The 15697-nt window shown below is 63.7% G+C and carries 14 protein-coding genes; 9 read left to right on the forward strand and 5 right to left on the reverse strand.

All coding sequences use genetic code 11. The features are described 5' to 3' along the window. Positions 1-17: 17 nt before the first annotated feature. The 3 genes from PspR32_RS15000 to PspR32_RS15010 are packed head-to-tail and all read left to right on the forward strand — an operon-like array spanning position 18 to position 4398. Positions 18-1625, forward strand: a complete 1608-nt coding sequence (locus PspR32_RS15000; protein WP_159388797.1) for a carboxyl transferase domain-containing protein — start codon at positions 18-20, stop codon at positions 1623-1625. Positions 1626-1627: 2 nt separating this feature from the next. Further along, positions 1628-2446, forward strand: a complete 819-nt coding sequence (locus PspR32_RS15005; protein WP_010223754.1) for a gamma-carboxygeranoyl-CoA hydratase — start codon at positions 1628-1630, stop codon at positions 2444-2446. Further along, complete coding sequence (locus tag PspR32_RS15010; RefSeq protein ID WP_010223756.1) at positions 2443-4398, forward strand: acetyl/propionyl/methylcrotonyl-CoA carboxylase subunit alpha; 1956 nt, start codon at positions 2443-2445, stop codon at positions 4396-4398. The genes PspR32_RS15005 and PspR32_RS15010 overlap by 4 nt, the downstream gene beginning before the upstream one ends. 116 nt (positions 4399-4514) lie before the next feature. Here the strand turns inward: PspR32_RS15010 and PspR32_RS15015 are convergent, their stop codons facing one another. After that, positions 4515-5174 (reverse strand): LexA family protein, encoded by a 660-nt coding sequence (locus tag PspR32_RS15015; protein WP_026001374.1) that lies wholly within the window; start codon positions 5172-5174, stop codon positions 4515-4517. A 131-nt stretch (positions 5175-5305) separates the two neighbouring features. On the opposite strand from PspR32_RS15015, the gene PspR32_RS15020 reads away from it, so the two are divergent. The 4 genes from PspR32_RS15020 (at position 5306) to PspR32_RS15035 (ending at position 9221) form a co-directional block, all read left to right on the forward strand. Continuing rightward, positions 5306-5638 (forward strand): DUF6124 family protein, encoded by a 333-nt coding sequence (locus PspR32_RS15020; protein WP_010223760.1) that lies wholly within the window; start codon positions 5306-5308, stop codon positions 5636-5638. A 447-nt stretch (positions 5639-6085) separates the two neighbouring features. Further along, on the forward strand, positions 6086-6598 hold the full coding sequence (locus PspR32_RS15025; RefSeq protein ID WP_010223762.1) for a DUF4880 domain-containing protein: 513 nt from the start codon (positions 6086-6088) through the stop codon (positions 6596-6598). 49 nt (positions 6599-6647) lie between these two features. Continuing rightward, a complete protein-coding gene (locus PspR32_RS15030) occupies positions 6648-7796 on the forward strand; it encodes a M14 family metallopeptidase (protein ID WP_036995207.1) in 1149 nt (382 codons plus the stop codon). Positions 7797-7904: 108 nt separating this feature from the next. Beyond that, entirely contained in the window at positions 7905-9221 is a 1317-nt protein-coding gene (locus PspR32_RS15035; protein WP_159388798.1) for a hypothetical protein, read from the forward strand. Between the two features lie 4 nt (positions 9222-9225). Here PspR32_RS15035 and PspR32_RS15040 read toward each other — a convergent pair whose 3' ends face one another. The 3 genes from PspR32_RS15040 to amaB all read right to left on the reverse strand — a co-directional run bounded on the left by PspR32_RS15040 (position 9226) and on the right by amaB (position 12870). Beyond that, positions 9226-9723: a PaaI family thioesterase gene (locus PspR32_RS15040; protein WP_010223767.1), complete on the reverse strand. Its 498-nt coding sequence runs from the start codon at positions 9721-9723 to the stop codon at positions 9226-9228. Positions 9724-9831: 108 nt separating this feature from the next. Next, positions 9832-11241, reverse strand: coding sequence for an amino acid permease (locus PspR32_RS15045; RefSeq protein ID WP_051636752.1), 1410 nt, complete (start codon positions 11239-11241; stop codon positions 9832-9834). 138 nt (positions 11242-11379) lie between these two features. Next, positions 11380-12870 carry an L-piperidine-6-carboxylate dehydrogenase gene (gene amaB, locus PspR32_RS15050; protein ID WP_159388799.1) on the reverse strand — a complete coding sequence of 497 codons (1491 nt, stop codon included), beginning with the start codon at positions 12868-12870 and terminating at the stop codon, positions 11380-11382. Between the two features lie 376 nt (positions 12871-13246). On the opposite strand from amaB, the gene PspR32_RS15055 reads away from it, so the two are divergent. Next, the gene (locus PspR32_RS15055) at positions 13247-14497 is read left to right on the forward strand and encodes a 2-aminoadipate transaminase (protein ID WP_100783329.1); all 1251 of its coding nucleotides are present in this window, start codon (positions 13247-13249) and stop codon (positions 14495-14497) included. On the opposite strand, the gene PspR32_RS15060 is transcribed toward PspR32_RS15055, so the two are convergent. Further along, positions 14494-15129, reverse strand: a complete 636-nt coding sequence (locus tag PspR32_RS15060; RefSeq protein WP_100783349.1) for an ArsR/SmtB family transcription factor — start codon at positions 15127-15129, stop codon at positions 14494-14496. The genes PspR32_RS15055 and PspR32_RS15060 overlap by 4 nt on opposite strands. Before the next feature lie 75 nt (positions 15130-15204). On the opposite strand from PspR32_RS15060, the gene PspR32_RS15065 reads away from it, so the two are divergent. Continuing rightward, a complete protein-coding gene (locus tag PspR32_RS15065; protein ID WP_159388800.1) occupies positions 15205-15693 on the forward strand; it encodes a DUF2938 domain-containing protein in 489 nt (162 codons plus the stop codon). The last annotated feature ends 4 nt before the right edge of the window (positions 15694-15697 follow it).

A 15697-nucleotide genomic window follows, 5' to 3' on the forward strand; every position in this document is an offset into this window, starting at 1 on the left:
GCACAAGGAATCGCGCCATGGCTACCTTGCACACCCAGATCAACCCACGCTCGGCGGAGTTCGCCACCAACAGCGCGGCCATGCTTGAACAGGTCAATGGCCTACGCAGCCTGATCGCCCAGGTTCACCAGGGCGGCGGCCCCAAAGCCCAGGAGCGGCACACCTCGCGGGGCAAACTGCTGCCGCGCGATCGGATCGACCGCCTGCTCGACGCCGGCTCGCCGTTCCTCGAAATAGGCCAACTGGCCGCCCATGCGGTGTACGGCGAAGACGTCCCGGCCGCTGGCGTGATCGCCGGCATCGGCCGGGTCGAAGGCGTCGAATGCATGATCGTCGCCAACGACGCCACGGTCAAAGGCGGCTCCTACTACCCCCTGACGGTGAAAAAACACCTGCGTGCCCAGGCCATCGCCCTGCAGAACCGCCTGCCGTGCCTGTACCTGGTGGACTCCGGCGGCGCCAACCTGCCGCGCCAGGATGAAGTGTTCCCCGACCGCGAGCACTTCGGGCGGATCTTCTTCAACCAGGCCAACATGAGCGCCCTCGGCATTCCACAGATCGCCGTGGTCATGGGCTCGTGCACCGCCGGTGGCGCCTATGTGCCCGCCATGGCCGACGAAGCGATCATGGTCCGCCAGCAGGCGACGATCTTTCTCGCAGGCCCGCCGCTGGTCAAGGCTGCCACCGGTGAAGTGGTCAGCGCCGAAGACCTCGGCGGCGCCGACGTGCACTGCAAGACCAGCGGCGTGGCCGACCACTATGCCGACAACGACGAACACGCCCTGGCCATCGCCCGGCGCTGCGTGGCCAACCTCAACTGGCACAAGCTTGGCGAGTTGCAGCAACGTGCCCCGGTGGCGCCGCTGTATAGCAGCGAAGAGCTGTACGGTGTGGTTCCGGCCGATGCCAAGCAGCCGTTCGATGTGCGCGAGGTGATTGCGCGGCTGGTCGACGGCTCGGTGTTCGATGAATTCAAGGCGCTGTTCGGCACCACCCTGGTGTGCGGCTTCGCCCACTTGCACGGATACCCGGTGGCGATCCTGGCCAACAACGGCATCCTCTTCGCGGAAGCGGCGCAAAAAGGCGCGCACTTCATCGAACTGGCCTGCCAGCGTGGCATCCCCCTGCTGTTCTTGCAGAACATCACCGGCTTCATGGTTGGCCAGAAGTACGAGGCTGGCGGCATCGCCAAGCACGGCGCCAAGCTGGTCACCGCCGTGGCCTGCGCCCAGGTGCCGAAGTTCACGGTGATCATCGGCGGCAGCTTCGGTGCCGGTAACTATGGCATGTGCGGCCGCGCCTACGACCCGCGCTTCCTGTGGATGTGGCCCAACGCGCGGATCGGCGTGATGGGCGCCGAACAGGCCGCCGGCGTGCTCGCCCAGGTCAAGCGCGAGCAGAGCGAACGCAGCGGCCACGCCTTCAGCGCCGAGGATGAAGCACGCCTCAAGCAACCGATCCTCGATCAGTACGAGCATCAGGGCCACCCCTACTACTCCAGTGCGCGGCTGTGGGACGACGGTGTCATCGACCCGGCGCAAACCCGCGAGATCCTGGGCCTGGCGTTGTCTGCGGCCCTCAACGCACCGATCGAACAAAGCCGTTTCGGCATTTTCCGGATGTGACCATGAGCGACTTCACTACCCTTGAACTGATCAAGGATCCCCGTGGTTTCGCCACCCTGTGGCTGAGCCGGGAAGACAAGAACAACGCCTTCAACGCGCAGATGATCCGCGAGCTGATCATCGCCATCGACCACATCGGCGCCGACAGCAGCCTGCGTTTCGTGCTGCTGCGTGGCCGTGGCCGGCACTTCAGCGCCGGTGCCGACCTGGCCTGGATGCAGCAGTCGGCACAACTGGACTACAACACCAACCTTGACGACGCCCGCGAGCTGGCCGAGCTGATGTACAACCTGGCGCGGCTCAAGGTGCCGACCCTGGCCGTGGTGCAAGGCGCAGCCTTTGGCGGCGCCCTGGGCCTGATCAGCTGCTGTGACATGGCCATTGGCGCCAGTGACGCGCAACTGTGCCTGTCCGAGGTGCGCATCGGCCTCGCCCCGGCGGTGATCAGCCCGTTCGTGGTCCAGGCCATGGGCGAGCGTGCCGCGCGCCGCTACGCCCTGACCGCCGAACGCTTCAGCGGCGAACGCGCCCGCGAGCTGGGCCTGCTGGCCGAAGCCTACCCGGCCGCCGAGCTGGAACAGCAGGTCGGCCAATGGATCGACAACCTGCTGCTCAACAGCCCGCAAGCCATGCGCGCCAGCAAGGAGCTGCTGCGCGAAGTCGGCCACGGCGAACTGACCCCGGCCATCCGTCGCTACTGCGAAAACGCCATCGCCCGCATCCGCGTCAGCCCCGAGGGGCAGGAAGGCCTGCGCGCCTTCCTGGAAAAACGCAGCCCGGCCTGGCAGGGCCAACCGTCGAACAAGGAGCCGCGCCCATGAGCCGCACCCCGTTGACCACCCTGCTGGTCGCCAACCGCGGCGAGATCGCCTGCCGGGTGATGCGCACCGCCAAGGCCCTGGGCCTGACCACTGTGGCCGTGCACAGCGCCATCGACCGTGAAGCGCGGCACAGCCGCGAAGCTGATATTCGCGTCGACCTCGGCGGTGCCAAGGCCGCTGACAGCTACCTGGACATCGACAAGCTACTGGCCGCGGCAAAAGCCAGCGGCGCCCAGGCAATCCACCCCGGCTACGGTTTTTTGTCCGAGAACGCAGGCTTTGCCCGTGCCATCGAGCAGGCCGGGCTGATCTTCCTCGGCCCACCGGCCAGCGCCATCGATGCCATGGGCAGCAAGTCGGCGGCCAAGGCCCTGATGGAACAGGCCGGCGTGCCACTGGTGCCGGGCTATCACGGCGAGGCCCAGGACCTGGAAACCTTCCGCACCGCCGCCGAGAAGATCGGCTATCCGGTGCTGCTCAAGGCCACCGCCGGCGGCGGTGGCAAGGGCATGAAGGTGGTCGAGCACGAAAGCCAGCTCGGCGAAGCCCTGGCCTCGGCCCAGCGTGAAGCCCAGTCATCGTTTGGCGATGCGCGCATGCTGGTGGAAAAGTACGTGCTCAAGCCCCGCCACGTGGAGATCCAGGTATTCGCCGACCAGCACGGCAACTGCCTGTACCTCAACGAGCGCGACTGCTCGATCCAGCGCCGTCACCAGAAGGTGGTCGAAGAAGCCCCGGCCCCGGGCCTGAGCAGCGCCCAGCGCCAAGCCATGGGCGAAGCGGCGGTCAAGGCCGCCCAGGCCATCGGTTATGTCGGCGCCGGCACCGTGGAGTTCCTGCTCGATGCCCGTGGCGAGTTCTTCTTCATGGAGATGAACACGCGCCTGCAGGTCGAGCACCCGGTCACCGAAGCGATCACCGGCCTGGACCTGGTGGCCTGGCAGATCCGCGTCGCCTGTGGCGAACCGCTGCCGCTCACCCAGGCGCAGGTGCCGCTCAACGGCCACGCCATCGAAGTGCGGCTGTACGCCGAAGACCCGGCCAATGATTTTCTCCCGGCCACCGGCCATCTGGCGCTGTACCGCGAGTCGGCGCCGGGCGACGGTCGGCGGGTGGACAGCGGCGTCAGCGAAGGCGACGACGTCTCGCCGTTCTATGACCCGATGCTCGGCAAGCTGATCGCCTGGGGCGAAACCCGTGAACAGGCGCGCCTGCGCTTGCTGGCAATGCTCGACGAGTTCGCCATTGGCGGGCCGAAGACCAACATTGCCTTCCTGCGGCGCATCCTCGCCCACCCGGCGTTTGCCGAGGCCGAGCTGGATACCGGGTTTATCCCGCGCTACCAGGAGCAACTGCTGCCAGCGCCGCAAGCGTTGCCCGAGGCGTTCTGGCAGGCGGCAGCTGAAGCCTGCATCCAGAGCCAGCCGCTGCAACCGCGCGCGGACGACCGTCATTCACCCTGGGCCGCCAACAACGGCTTTCGCGCAGGTGTTGCGGCGCAGATCAGCCTGCACCTGACCTGCAACGGTGAAGCCCGGGCCATCAACCTGAGCCAGGCGGCGGCGTCGAACCTGAAGCTCGACGGTGAGCACCTGCTGATCGATCAGGACGGCCTGCGCCGTCGGCACCTGGCGATCCGCCGTGGCGACACCCTGTACCTGCAATGGGACGGTGAGCTGCACAGCGTCAACCGCTACGACCCGATCGCCGAAGCCGACGCCAGCCACAGCCATCAGGGCGGTCTGGGCGCGCCCATGAACGGCAGCATCGTGCGGGTCCTGGTGGAGGTCGGTCAGGCGGTGGAAGCCGGAACGCAACTGGTGGTGCTGGAGGCCATGAAGATGGAACACAGTATCCGCGCGACCCATGCCGGCACCGTCAAGGCGTTGTTCTGCCAGGAAGGCGAGATGGTCAGTGAAGGGGCTGTGCTGGTGGAACTGGAAGAGGCTTGAGTCATTGGGGCTGCTAACGCAGCCCATCGCCGGCAAGGCCGGCTCCCACAGGATATCGGTGCATGCGGGCTCATTGTGGGAGCCAGTCGTGCCGGCGATGCAGGCGACACGGTGTCTCAGAATTTCACCAACGCCTGCACCACCACCCCCAGCATTTCACACTGCTCGGTACACAGGACCTTGGGATAGGTCGGGTTCAGCGGCCTTAAATAGCGCTGCCCGCCCTCCTCGATCAGCTGGCGAAAACGCGGCGCTTTGCTGTCGGGCGAACGCGCGATCACCAGCTTGCCGGGCTCGCCAGGCAACGCAGTGTCCACCAGGATCAACATCCCTTCCGGCACACTCACACCCAGTGGCGCTGTCATCGCATCGCCTTCGACCTTGAGCCAGAACGCCCGCCCCTGCGCTTTATAGTCGGTTGACTGCAGCGCACAGTCTTCACCTACCTCGATCGGGTCGAGATTGCCCCAGCTCAGAATCGGATAGCGAAAATACAGATCGTGCTGTAGGCCATCGGCGCCAGTAACAGTAGTCGGGTTACCCGAGACTGTGTAGGAACCGTGGTTTTCCGCCACCTGGTGAGGGGAAACCATCTGCAACGGCGGCAGACCCACCTCCACCAGAATCTGGTTGAGCACCTTGAGTTTCGGCTCGCGCTCCTCGCGCAGCCAATGGCCCACGGCGCCCTGGGTGACCCCGATGCGTTCGGCAAGATTTTCCTGCGTGACCTTCAGTTCACGCATCCTGGCTTTTACCAGGTCAGTCCATTTATCCATCGCTGGCACGATACGGACTGCCTTCTGGCACTCAATACACATATTGTAGTATTCAAACAATCGCAAAAACTACATGCCGTATTAATATTCCCCAGCACCTTTAATCGCTTACCCAAACAGCAGGCAGCCGAATGAAACCGACATTTCCTGACACGGACCTCAGCCTTGATAGCGAAGCATTAAGTAACAGTGATGCCGCCCGGCGTGCGCTGGACTACTACCTCAACCCCGCACCCGTGCAGTTCGGCCCGGACGAACCGCTGATGGTGGCCCGCGAAGGCCTCAGCGGCGCCCAGGCCACGGCTCACGCCACCAACCTGTTGCGCTGCGCCGCCGCCACCGCCTACGAATCGGCTGACGGCCTGCAAGGCGTCCCCCGGGACCTGGCGCTGGCGTCAATGCACATGATCAACATGGCCAGGGCCATGCTCGAACGCAAGGCGGCCAACCAGGACCCTGCCTGAGCAGCGATCTACGGATTTCGTGGGGAGTCGACCGAAGGCGGGTGTTGGTGTCCGCCGGTCTGGAGGGAGCGCATTCGGTAAAAGATTTTTACGGAATGACAGAAAATTCATTTGACTTGCAAATGATAACGATTATTATTGCTCACAACTGGTCGCGAGACTGGTTGGATAAACTGAAAGCCCTTAGGTCGGACTCTCAGATTATCTCCTCATCAGGCTAATCACGGTTTTTGACCCGGCTTTTTGCCGGGTCTTTTTTTTGGTCTTCAGGCTAATGAAGAGGGGTGTTGCTCGAATGGCCGCGATGATAGCAAATGAATGTCGCCCAGTGAATGGTTGTAACAGCGCTTTGCAGAATTAGCACTTGAGAATCAATCTCGTTACGAATAAGCTGTTACAGCGTCACGGAAGACGCCCCCACTCCACCGACCAGCAAGGAGCTTGTACATGACCCGTCTGTTGCTGCCCCTTGAACACAATTCCCTTTCCCACGACCTGACGGACGATGCCCTGTTGCAGCGCCTTAGAAAGCTGCCACGCCGCGTTCAACAGGTGTTCCTGCTCAGCCGCCTCGACCAATTGTCGTTCGCCAGCATCGCCGAGCGCCTGAACCTGCCCGCGGTCACCGTCGAGCGCCACATGAACCAGGCCCTGCACACCGCCCGCGAAGAGCGCGACGCCCTGGCCAACATCGCCGGCCAATGGTACGTACGCCTGCAAAGCCCGCAGGTGACCGCCAGCGAACGCATCGACTTTCGCCGTTGGCTGGACAGCGCCCCCGAGCACCGTGAGGCCTTCCATGCCACCGAGCTGCGCTGGCGCACCCTGCTGGCCCCGGCCCGCCAGTTGGGCGAGGACGGCTGGTACCGGCAACCACGGGCAAGCTTGTCGCTGGGCGGTTGCTCGGTGGCCATCGGCCTGGGCCTGGCCGCCCTGGCAGCGATCGGTTTCTGGTCCTGAGCCAGGCGTGTAGAGTAGGTGTCACAACAACTCTACATGGAGCCTGGTGATGACCGTGACGCTGTCCCCCCTGCACATCGACTGCGATTTCGATTCCGGCAACATCCTCGTCAAGGATGCCAGTGACCCCGCACGGGTGTGCCTGGCGATTCGCCCCGACACCCGCAGCGAGCACTTCCAGTGGTTTCACTTCAAGGCCGCCGGTCTAACCCCGGGCCAGACCCATGGCTTTATCCTGGAAAACGCCGGCGCCTCGTCCTACCACGAGGCCTGGAGCGGCTACCAGGCTGTCGCCTCCTACGATCAGCAACAATGGTTCCGGGTGCCCACCCGCTTCGATGGCAAGGCCCTTGAGTTCAGCCTCAAGGCCGAGCAGCCCCAAGCCTGGTTTGCCTACTTCGAGCCTTACCCGCGCGCGCGCCACAATCAATTGATTGAACGTGCCACAAGCCTTCCCGGCGTCGAACTGCTGGCCACCGGCCGCAGCGTCGAGGGCCGCGACATCCAGTTGCTGCGTGCCGGCAGCGGGGCGCCGGGCAAGCGCAAACTGTGGATCATCGCCCAGCAGCACCCAGGCGAGCACATGGCCGAATGGTTCATGGAAGGGGTGATCGACCGCCTGCAACACAATGACCCGACTATCCAGGCCTTGCTGCAGGAGGCCGACCTGTACCTGATCCCGAACATGAACCCCGACGGCGCCCTCCACGGCCACCTGCGCACCAACGCCAAGGGCCAGGACCTGAACCGCGCCTGGCAGGATGCAAGCATCGACAGAAGCCCGGAAGTGTTGTTCGCCCAGCAGCAGATGAAACTGCATGGCGTCGACGTGTTCCTCGACGTGCATGGCGACGAAGAAATCCCCCACGTGTTCACCGCCGGCTGCGAAGGCAACCCCGGCTATACCGCGCGTATTGCTGCATTGGAAGCCACCTTCCGCGACAGCCTGTGCAAGCGCACCGTGGACTTCCAGCAGGTGCATGGCTATCCGCTTTCCGCTCCTGGCCAAGCCAACATGACCCTGGCCTGCAACAGCGTCGGCCAGGCCTTTGACTGCCTGTCGCTGACCCTGGAAATGCCGTTCAAGGACCACGACGACGCCCCCAACCCCCAGACCGGCTGGAACGGCCTGCGCAGCAAGGACCTGGCCAGCGCCGTGCTGGACGTGTTCGGGCAGATGGCCGGCACCCTGCGCTAACCCTGCTGGCGAGCAGGATCAACCGCCCTGGCAGGCAAAGCAAAGACCTGCCGGGGCCTTGCCACCCTAAATGGCGGCCACCAACGCCTCCTTTAGGGAACCTGCGCCATGACCACCCGCCTCCCCCATTTTCTCAAGGGCTCCAGCCTGAGCCTGCTGCTGGCCCTGCCCCCGGTTCAGGCACTTGAGCTGTATGCCGATGACGACACGCACCTGAACGCCAACTTCCTCGCCGTGTATGGCCTGTTCAACAGCCGCAAGAACTACGACGGCACCACCGGCGGCTCGACCTGGCGCGAGGGCTTCATCAAATATGGCCTGAGTGCCGACCAGCGCCTGGGCGAGCTGGGCACAGTCTACGGCACCGCCAACCTGGTCAGTTCGGCGACCTGGGGCGACGGCGATGCCGCCGGCATCAGCGATGGCAGCGAGCGCACCACTAAATTCGACGAAGCCTTCGCCGGCTGGCGCTCGGGCAATTTGATCCCGGCACTGGGCGACGATGGCCTGGACCTGTCGTTCGGGCGCCAGGTCATCACCCTCGGCGATGGCTTCATCATCAACGACGACGGCTTGAACTTCGGCAAAGGCCCGGCCGATGGCGAGCTCAATCGCGGTGGCGCCTATTACCTGGCCGCCCGCCATGCCTTCGACAAGACCGCAGTACTGCGCCTGGGCGGCAAGGATGGCCTGCACGCCAGCCTGCTGTGGATGAAGTCGGATAACCGCGCCCAGGCCAACAGCGAACTGGCCGCCAGCACCCTGGCCTACAGCGCCGCCCCCGGCACCCTGGAGCTGACCTACATCCGTGGCCTGAATGTCGATGATCGTTACGCCAGCGAATTCCAGAAGCAACGTGAAGGCATGGACATCTACAGCCTGCGCGGTGCCGGTGACGCCGGGGTCGAGAACGCGCATTTTGCCTTTGAGTACGCCAGGCAGAACAAGCACGCAGGGCCGGAGAAAGCCTGGTACGCCGAGGCCGGCTACACCTTTGCCGATGTGCCCTGGCGCCCGGACCTGACCTATCGCTACAGCCGCTATTCCGAAGGCTGGGACTCGATGTTCAACGGCATGAACCGCGGCTACGGCACCTGGTTCCAGGGCGAGGTCACGGGCAACTATTCAGGCCCGTTCAACAGCAACAACGACGTGCACTTTGTCGGCCTCAAGGCCACCCCGGTCGAGGCGCTGACCCTGGGCGTGCTGCTGTTCAATTACAAGACCCTGCACGAGCGCAGCACGCTGAACCTCGACGGCCGCGAGCTGGATCTGTACGCCGAATGGGCGGTGAGCGAGCACCTGATCATCAGCCCGCTGCTGGGCCTGTACCAACCGCGCAAGAGCAGCGATAACGGCGGCAACCAGGTGGGCGGCAACGGCACCAACGTCTACAGCCAGTTGACCATCGCCGTGCCCTTCTGAGCACTCAAGCCGTGCCGTGGGCCTTGTGCTTGAGTTTCTCGGTATCGACGCGCACGAACACCGAATCGGCGGTCACGGTCAGCACGTCGTCGGCCCAGACCTCGCAGATCACCCGGCTCTTGCGCCCGACCTCACCTTCGACCCGGGCCTTGAGCAACAGCTCGACGCCCATCGGCGTTGGTTTCAGGTAGGTCAGGCTGAGCTGGCCGGTGACGCAGTCGATGCGCGGCAGGCTGCCGGGCTCCCGGCCTTCGGCACGGTAGTGGTAGGCCATGGCGGTCCAATTGGAATGGCAGTCGACCAGCATTGCCAGCAAGCCGCCATACACCAGCCCCGGCCAGCCGAGGAAGGTGCCGTCGGGTGAGTGGCGGCACAGCAGGTGGATACCATCGGCGTCCCAGTGGCTTTTCAGGTGCAGGCCGCTGGGGTGGGAACAGCCGCAGCCGTAGCAGACGCCTTCGGGGGCGGCCAGTTCCTGCAGGGATAAGGCTTGGGTACTCATAGGCTTCCTGATTGTCTGTTATTGGTGGGAAAGCGACCCCGATAGTAACGCCGCACAACGAAAAAGCCCATGAACCGGTCATGGGCTTTTGCCTTGCCAAGCGCCGCGCTAGAGGCCTTTGCCTGACACCGCCGGGCTGCCGACCGGCGCATCGGCCGGCGTTTTGCGCCGGGTCAGCGAGATCAGCAGGATGGCCAGGGTCACCCCTGCGGTCATCAGGGTTTCATAGCGGTAGGCCGGGCTGATCAGCATGTAGCCGAGCACCAGGGTGATCAAGCCGATCACCAGCCAGGTCAGCCAGGGGAACAGCCACATCTTGAACGCAAGCTCGGTGCCCTGGCGGTCAGTGATGGCGCGCATGCGCAGCTGCGACACGGCAATCACCAGGTACACCAGCAAGGCGATGGCGCCGGTGGTCGACAGCAGGAAGCCAAAGACCTTGCCCGGGAACACATAGTTGACCAGGCAACCGGCAAAGCCGGCGAAGGTCGAGAGGATTACCGCCACGGTCGGCACGCCATTGCCGGAGATGCGCTTGGTCATCTTCAGCGCTTCGCCGCGCGAGCCCAGCGAATAAAGCATGCGCGAAGCGGTGTACAGGCCCGAGTTCATGCAACTGGTCACTGCCACCAGCACCACCAGGTCGACCATCAGCTTGGCGCCGGGCACGTTGAGCACCTCCAGCACCCGCTGGAACGAGCCCACCGCCTTCAGACCCGGGTCGTTCCAGGCCACCAGTGAAACGATGAAGAAGATCGAGACGATGTAGAAGATCGCGATGCGGTACACCACAAGGTTGGTGGCCTTGCGGATCTTGTCCTTGGGGTTGGCCGTTTCATCGGCGGCGATGGTGACGATCTCGGCGCCGAAGAACGAGAAGATGGTCACCAGCACGCCACCGAGCACCGCACCGAAACCGTTGGGCATAAAGCCGCCGCTGGCCCAGAGTTGCTGCACACCCGAGACTTCGGCCAACGGCCAGACGCCGAACACCGCCAGGGTGCAGACGCCAATGAAGGCAAGAATGGCAATGACCTTGATCAGCGCGAACCAGTACTCGAATTCACCGAAGTTCTTCACGCTGATCAGGTTGGTGCCCGACAGCACGATCATGATCAGGAAGGCGAACAGCCACGACGGCACGCCGGGGAAGTAGGCGTGCAGGATATCGGCGCCGGCAATCGCCTCGACCGGAATGATCAGCACCCAGAACCACCAGTACAGCCAGCCGATGGTAAACCCGGCCCAGGGCCCAATGGCCTGGCTTGCGTAGGTGGAGAACGAGCCGCTGTTGGGGTTGGCGATGGCCATTTCCCCGAGCATGCGCATGACCAGCAGCACCAGCAGGCCGGTCATGGTGTAGGAGATCAGAATGGCCGGCCCGGCCGTGGCGATGGCGGTGGACGAGCCGATGAACAGGCCGGCGCCAATGATCCCGGCAATGGAGATCATCGACACCTGGCGCGAGGTCAGACCGTGTTGCAGCGAACGCTGTTTCTTTTGTTGTAGCGATGCCATGGGTAACCCTCAACTGGTAGGGTGAAAGCGTTTTTATTGTTCCACTGGCGGGATCGGTGGCGCGGCCATCGCTGGCAAGCCAGCTCCCACAGAGTCCTTGTGGGAGCTGGCTTGCCAGCGATGGGGCCGACTCGGTAATCAGTCGAAGACAATCCCCTGCGCCAACGGCAGCTCGCGGGAATAGTTCACGGTATTGGTCTGCCGACGCATGTAGGCCTTCCACGAATCCGAACCCGACTCTCGGCCACCGCCGGTTTCCTTCTCGCCGCCAAACGCCCCGCCAATCTCCGCACCGCTGGTGCCGATGTTGACGTTGGCAATCCCGCAGTCACTGCCCGCCGCGCTCTGGAAGCGCTCGGCTTCGCGCAGGTCGGTGGTGAAGATGCATGACGACAGACCTTGCGGCACTTCGTTGTTCAGGCGCAGGGCTTCGTCGAATTCGTCGTAGGCCAACACGTAGAGGATCGGTGCGAAGGTTTCATGACGCACCACCGCGCTCTGGCCTGGCATCTCGACGATCGCCGGCGCCACGTAATAGGCATTCGGGTATTGCTCCTGAAGCTGACGCTCACCGCCGAACACCTGGCCGCCTTCATCACGGGCACGGGCCAGGGCGTCCTGCATGCCTTCAAACGAAGCCTTGTCGATCAGCGGACCGACCAGGTTGTCTTTACGCGGGTCGCCGATACGAACCTTGGCATAGGCGGCTTTGACCCGGGCAACCACTTCGTCCTTGATCGAGCGATGGACGATCAGCCGGCGCAAGGTGGTGCAGCGTTGGCCGGCGGTACCGACGGCGCTGAAGAGGATGCCGCGCACGGCCAGGTCGAGGTCGGCACTCGGCGCAAGAATCATCGCGTTGTTGCCGCCCAGCTCAAGGATGCTGCGGCCGAAACGCGCGGCCACCCGCGGGCCGACCTCGCGGCCCATGCGGGTGCTGCCAGTGGCGCTGACCAGCGGCACGCGCGGGTCGTCGACCAGCGCTTCGCCGGCGTCGCGATCACCGATGACCAGTTGGCTCAGGCCTTCTGGCGCCTCGCCGAACGCCTTCAGGGCTTTTTCGAACAGCGCCTGACAGGCCAGCGCGGTCAGTGGGGTTTTCTCCGACGGTTTCCACACCACGGCGTTGCCGCACACCAGCGCCAGGGTGGTGTTCCAGGCCCAGACCGCGACCGGGAAGTTGAAAGCGCTGATCACCCCGACCACACCCAGCGGGTGCCAGGTCTCACGCATGTGGTGGCCCGGGCGCTCGGAGGCGATGGTCAGGCCGTAAAGCTGTCGCGACAGGCCGACGGCGAAGTCGCAGATATCGATCATTTCCTGCACTTCGCCCAGGCCTTCCTGGGTGATCTTGCCGGCTTCGATCGACACCAGTTCACCGAGCTCGGCCTTGTACTTACGCAGCACTTCGCCAAACAGGCGGATCAACTCACCGCGGCGCGGGGCCGGGACGTTGCGCCAGGCCTGGAAGGCTTTTTCGGCCTGATCGATCTTGGCGGTCACCTGGACTTTGCTTTGCAGGGTAAGCGCTGCAATCTGGCTGCCGTCGATGGGGGTACAAACAGCGTGTGTGCCGCCGTTATATAAACCTTCAGGCACGCCCAAACGGGTAAGTAGTTCAGCAACCATCTTATTATTCTCCTACAGCGGATACGGGTCGAAATCATTGATGCAAGTCAGTATTAATCTATAGGGCCGCTGCTCACAAACGACCTTTTAGAAGCACATGATTCCGTAATGGAATGACCCTATCTCTTTTTCGCCCGGTTGACTCCGCCCATGTACAAACCCCTGGTGCCCCCCACCACCACTCTGCTCCGTGCTTTTACCTGGATAGCTGTCAAGGCGTCCAAGGTGCACGCCTTGGTCGGGTGGATTGCCGAATGGATAAGCCAGGGCGATAAAGTTCACGACCTGCAGGAATGATTGCAATCCATTATTTCGCTTGCACAGCAGTAGCGGGCCTCGCTTAGATAATAAGAAACTCCAGTGAGGCCGCGGGCAAATGAGTCACGAAACGATCAGCCAGTCTATTTCCGTCGTTCACCCTATTACACTGTCACACGGTAAAAACGCGGAAGTCTGGGACACCGACGGGAAACGCTATATCGATTTCGTTGGCGGCATCGGCGTATTGAACCTGGGCCATTGTCACCCGCGGATTGTCGCGGCCATCCAGCAGCAGGCCACACGCCTGACGCACTACGCCTTCAACGCGGCTGCACATGAACCCTACCTCGAATTGATGAATCGCCTGGCGACGTTTGTGCCGGTGTCCTACCCGCTCAGCGGCATGCTCACCAACAGCGGCGCGGAAGCGGCGGAAAACGCCCTGAAGATCGCCCGCGGTGCCACCGGCAAGACGGCAATCATCGCCTTCGATGGCGGCTTTCATGGCCGCACCCTGGCGACCCTCAACCTCAACGGCAAAGTTGCGCCCTACAAGCAACGCGTCGGCGTACTGCCGGGGCCGGTGTATCACCTGCCCTACCCCAGCCAGGACACCGGCGTCAGCAGCGAGCAGGCGCTCAAGGCCATGGAGCGCTTGTTCAGCGTCGAGATCGACGTCAATGACGTGGCCGCCTTCATCTTCGAACCGGTCCAGGGTGAAGCCGGCTTTCTGGCCATGGAGCCCGCGTTTGCCCGCGCCTTGCGCAGCTTCTGCGACCAGCACGGCATCCTGATCATCATCGATGAAATCCAGTCGGGTTTTGGCCGCACCGGCCAGCGCTTCGCCTTCCCGCGCCTGGGCATCGAGCCGGATTTATTGTTGCTGGCCAAGAGCATCGCCGGCGGCATGCCGCTGGGCGCCGTGGTCGGCCACAAGGCGCTGCTCGACAACCTGCCCAAAGGCGGCCTTGGCGGCACCTACTCCGGCAACCCGATGGCCTGCGCCGCCGCCCTGGCGACCCTGGATGAAATGAGCGACGCCAACCTTTCGACCTGGGGCGAACGCCAGGAGGCCGCGCTGCTAAGCCGCTTCGAGCGCTGGCAGGCCAGCAAACTCTCGCCTTATCTGGGCCGCCTGACCGGCACCGGGGCGATGCGCGGCATCGAACTGGTCAACGCCGACGGCACACCGGCCACCGCGCAGCTGGCGCAACTGCTGGCAGCGGCCAGGAGCGCCGGGCTGCTGTTGATGCCCAGCGGCAAGGCACGGCACATCATCCGCTTGCTGGCGCCGCTGACCATCGAGGCTGAAGTGTTCGAAGAAGGCCTGGACATCCTTGAGCGCTGCCTGGCCGAACTGGGTTAATCCTGCAGCGGCCCAGGCCACAGCTCGATGCCCTGAAGAAAGTGACGCGCCCTCAAGCCCCTGGCTTTCAGGGCCGTCACCGCATCGCGGGAGAACACGCACCAGGGCCCGCGGCAATAGGCCACCACTTCCTGGCTGACCGGCAGCTCGCCCAGGCGCTGCTGCAGTTCAGCGAACGGAATATTGATCGCCCCCGGCAAATGCCCCTGGGCAAACTCCTCGGCCGGGCGCACATCGAGCAGGGTCACGCTGTGATCCTGCAAACGCTCCAGCAGCTCTTCCCTGCTGATCGCTTCCAGGTGCTCGGGCGCACTCACGCTATCGCTCATCAGCTCGCGAATCGCCGCGCGATTGAACGCGGCCAGTTGAGCGAGTGCCACCAACACATCAGCAATTGGCCCGACGCCAAGCCGGTAGAGCACGCGCTTGCCGTCGCGGCGGGTCTGCACGAAGCCTGCGCGGCGCAAGTGCTGCAAATGCTGGGAAGCGTTGGCCACCGACAGCTCGCACTGCTGGGCCAGTTGCTCGACGGCAAGCTCGCCGCTGGCGATCTGTTCGAGCAGATTGAGGCGATGGGCGTGGCCAAGGGTCCGCGCCAGTTCGGCGATGTGCTGGTGCTGCTGGGTTTTCATATCGGTCATTGACAGGAAGGTAGCATTGGCCAATCATTCAATCAATCTATTGAATGTTTTTAAATGGAGTACGCCATGCCTGAAGGAATCGTTCTTGCTGTTTTGATCGGCGTAACCGCCACGGCCCTGGCCGACCTCTGGTCACTGTTCCAGCAGCGCGTGCTGGGCATGGCCGGACCGAACTGGGGTTTGGTGGGACGTTGGATCGGGCATATGCCGCGCGGGCAGTTCGTCCATCAAAGCATCGCCAAGGCGCCTGCGCTGGCCACTGAACGGCTGATCGGCTGGAGTGCGCATTACACCATCGGGGTGATTTTCGCCGGGTTGCTGCTGGCAATCTGCGGTGTGGCGTGGGCACACCAGCCGCAGTTTGTGCCTGCGTTCGTGCTCGGCCTGGTGACCGTGGCGGCGCCTTATCTGATCATGCAGCCCGGCATGGGCGCGGGCGTCTTCGCCTCGAAAACCCCCAAGCCAAATGCGGCGCGGGCGCGCAGCCTGCTGGCTCATGGGGTGTTCGGCGTGGCCTTGTACCTGGCCGGGTTGCTCTGGGCCACGGTGCTGTAGCCCA

The sequence above is a fragment of the Pseudomonas sp. R32 genome, from assembly GCF_009866705.1.
In the GTDB taxonomy this organism is placed as follows: domain Bacteria; phylum Pseudomonadota; class Gammaproteobacteria; order Pseudomonadales; family Pseudomonadaceae; genus Aquipseudomonas; species Aquipseudomonas donghuensis.

Excerpts from the sequence above, each read along its gene's own strand:
- PspR32_RS15000 (WP_159388797.1), top strand. The coding sequence starts at position 18 with ATGGCTACCTTGCACACCCAGATCAACCCACGCTCGGCGGAGTTCGCC.
- PspR32_RS15005 (WP_010223754.1), top strand. The coding sequence starts at position 1,628 with ATGAGCGACTTCACTACCCTTGAACTGATCAAGGATCCCCGTGGTTTC.
- PspR32_RS15010 (WP_010223756.1), top strand. The coding sequence starts at position 2,443 with ATGAGCCGCACCCCGTTGACCACCCTGCTGGTCGCCAACCGCGGCGAG.
- PspR32_RS15015 (WP_026001374.1), bottom strand. The coding sequence starts at position 5,174 with ATGGATAAATGGACTGACCTGGTAAAAGCCAGGATGCGTGAACTGAAG.
- PspR32_RS15020 (WP_010223760.1), top strand. The coding sequence starts at position 5,306 with ATGAAACCGACATTTCCTGACACGGACCTCAGCCTTGATAGCGAAGCA.
- PspR32_RS15025 (WP_010223762.1), top strand. The coding sequence starts at position 6,086 with ATGACCCGTCTGTTGCTGCCCCTTGAACACAATTCCCTTTCCCACGAC.
- PspR32_RS15030 (WP_036995207.1), top strand. The coding sequence starts at position 6,648 with ATGACCGTGACGCTGTCCCCCCTGCACATCGACTGCGATTTCGATTCC.
- PspR32_RS15035 (WP_159388798.1), top strand. The coding sequence starts at position 7,905 with ATGACCACCCGCCTCCCCCATTTTCTCAAGGGCTCCAGCCTGAGCCTG.
- PspR32_RS15040 (WP_010223767.1), bottom strand. The coding sequence starts at position 9,723 with ATGAGTACCCAAGCCTTATCCCTGCAGGAACTGGCCGCCCCCGAAGGC.
- PspR32_RS15045 (WP_051636752.1), bottom strand. The coding sequence starts at position 11,241 with ATGGCATCGCTACAACAAAAGAAACAGCGTTCGCTGCAACACGGTCTG.
- amaB (WP_159388799.1), bottom strand. The coding sequence starts at position 12,870 with ATGGTTGCTGAACTACTTACCCGTTTGGGCGTGCCTGAAGGTTTATAT.
- PspR32_RS15055 (WP_100783329.1), top strand. The coding sequence starts at position 13,247 with ATGAGTCACGAAACGATCAGCCAGTCTATTTCCGTCGTTCACCCTATT.
- PspR32_RS15060 (WP_100783349.1), bottom strand. The coding sequence starts at position 15,129 with ATGAAAACCCAGCAGCACCAGCACATCGCCGAACTGGCGCGGACCCTT.
- PspR32_RS15065 (WP_159388800.1), top strand. The coding sequence starts at position 15,205 with ATGCCTGAAGGAATCGTTCTTGCTGTTTTGATCGGCGTAACCGCCACG.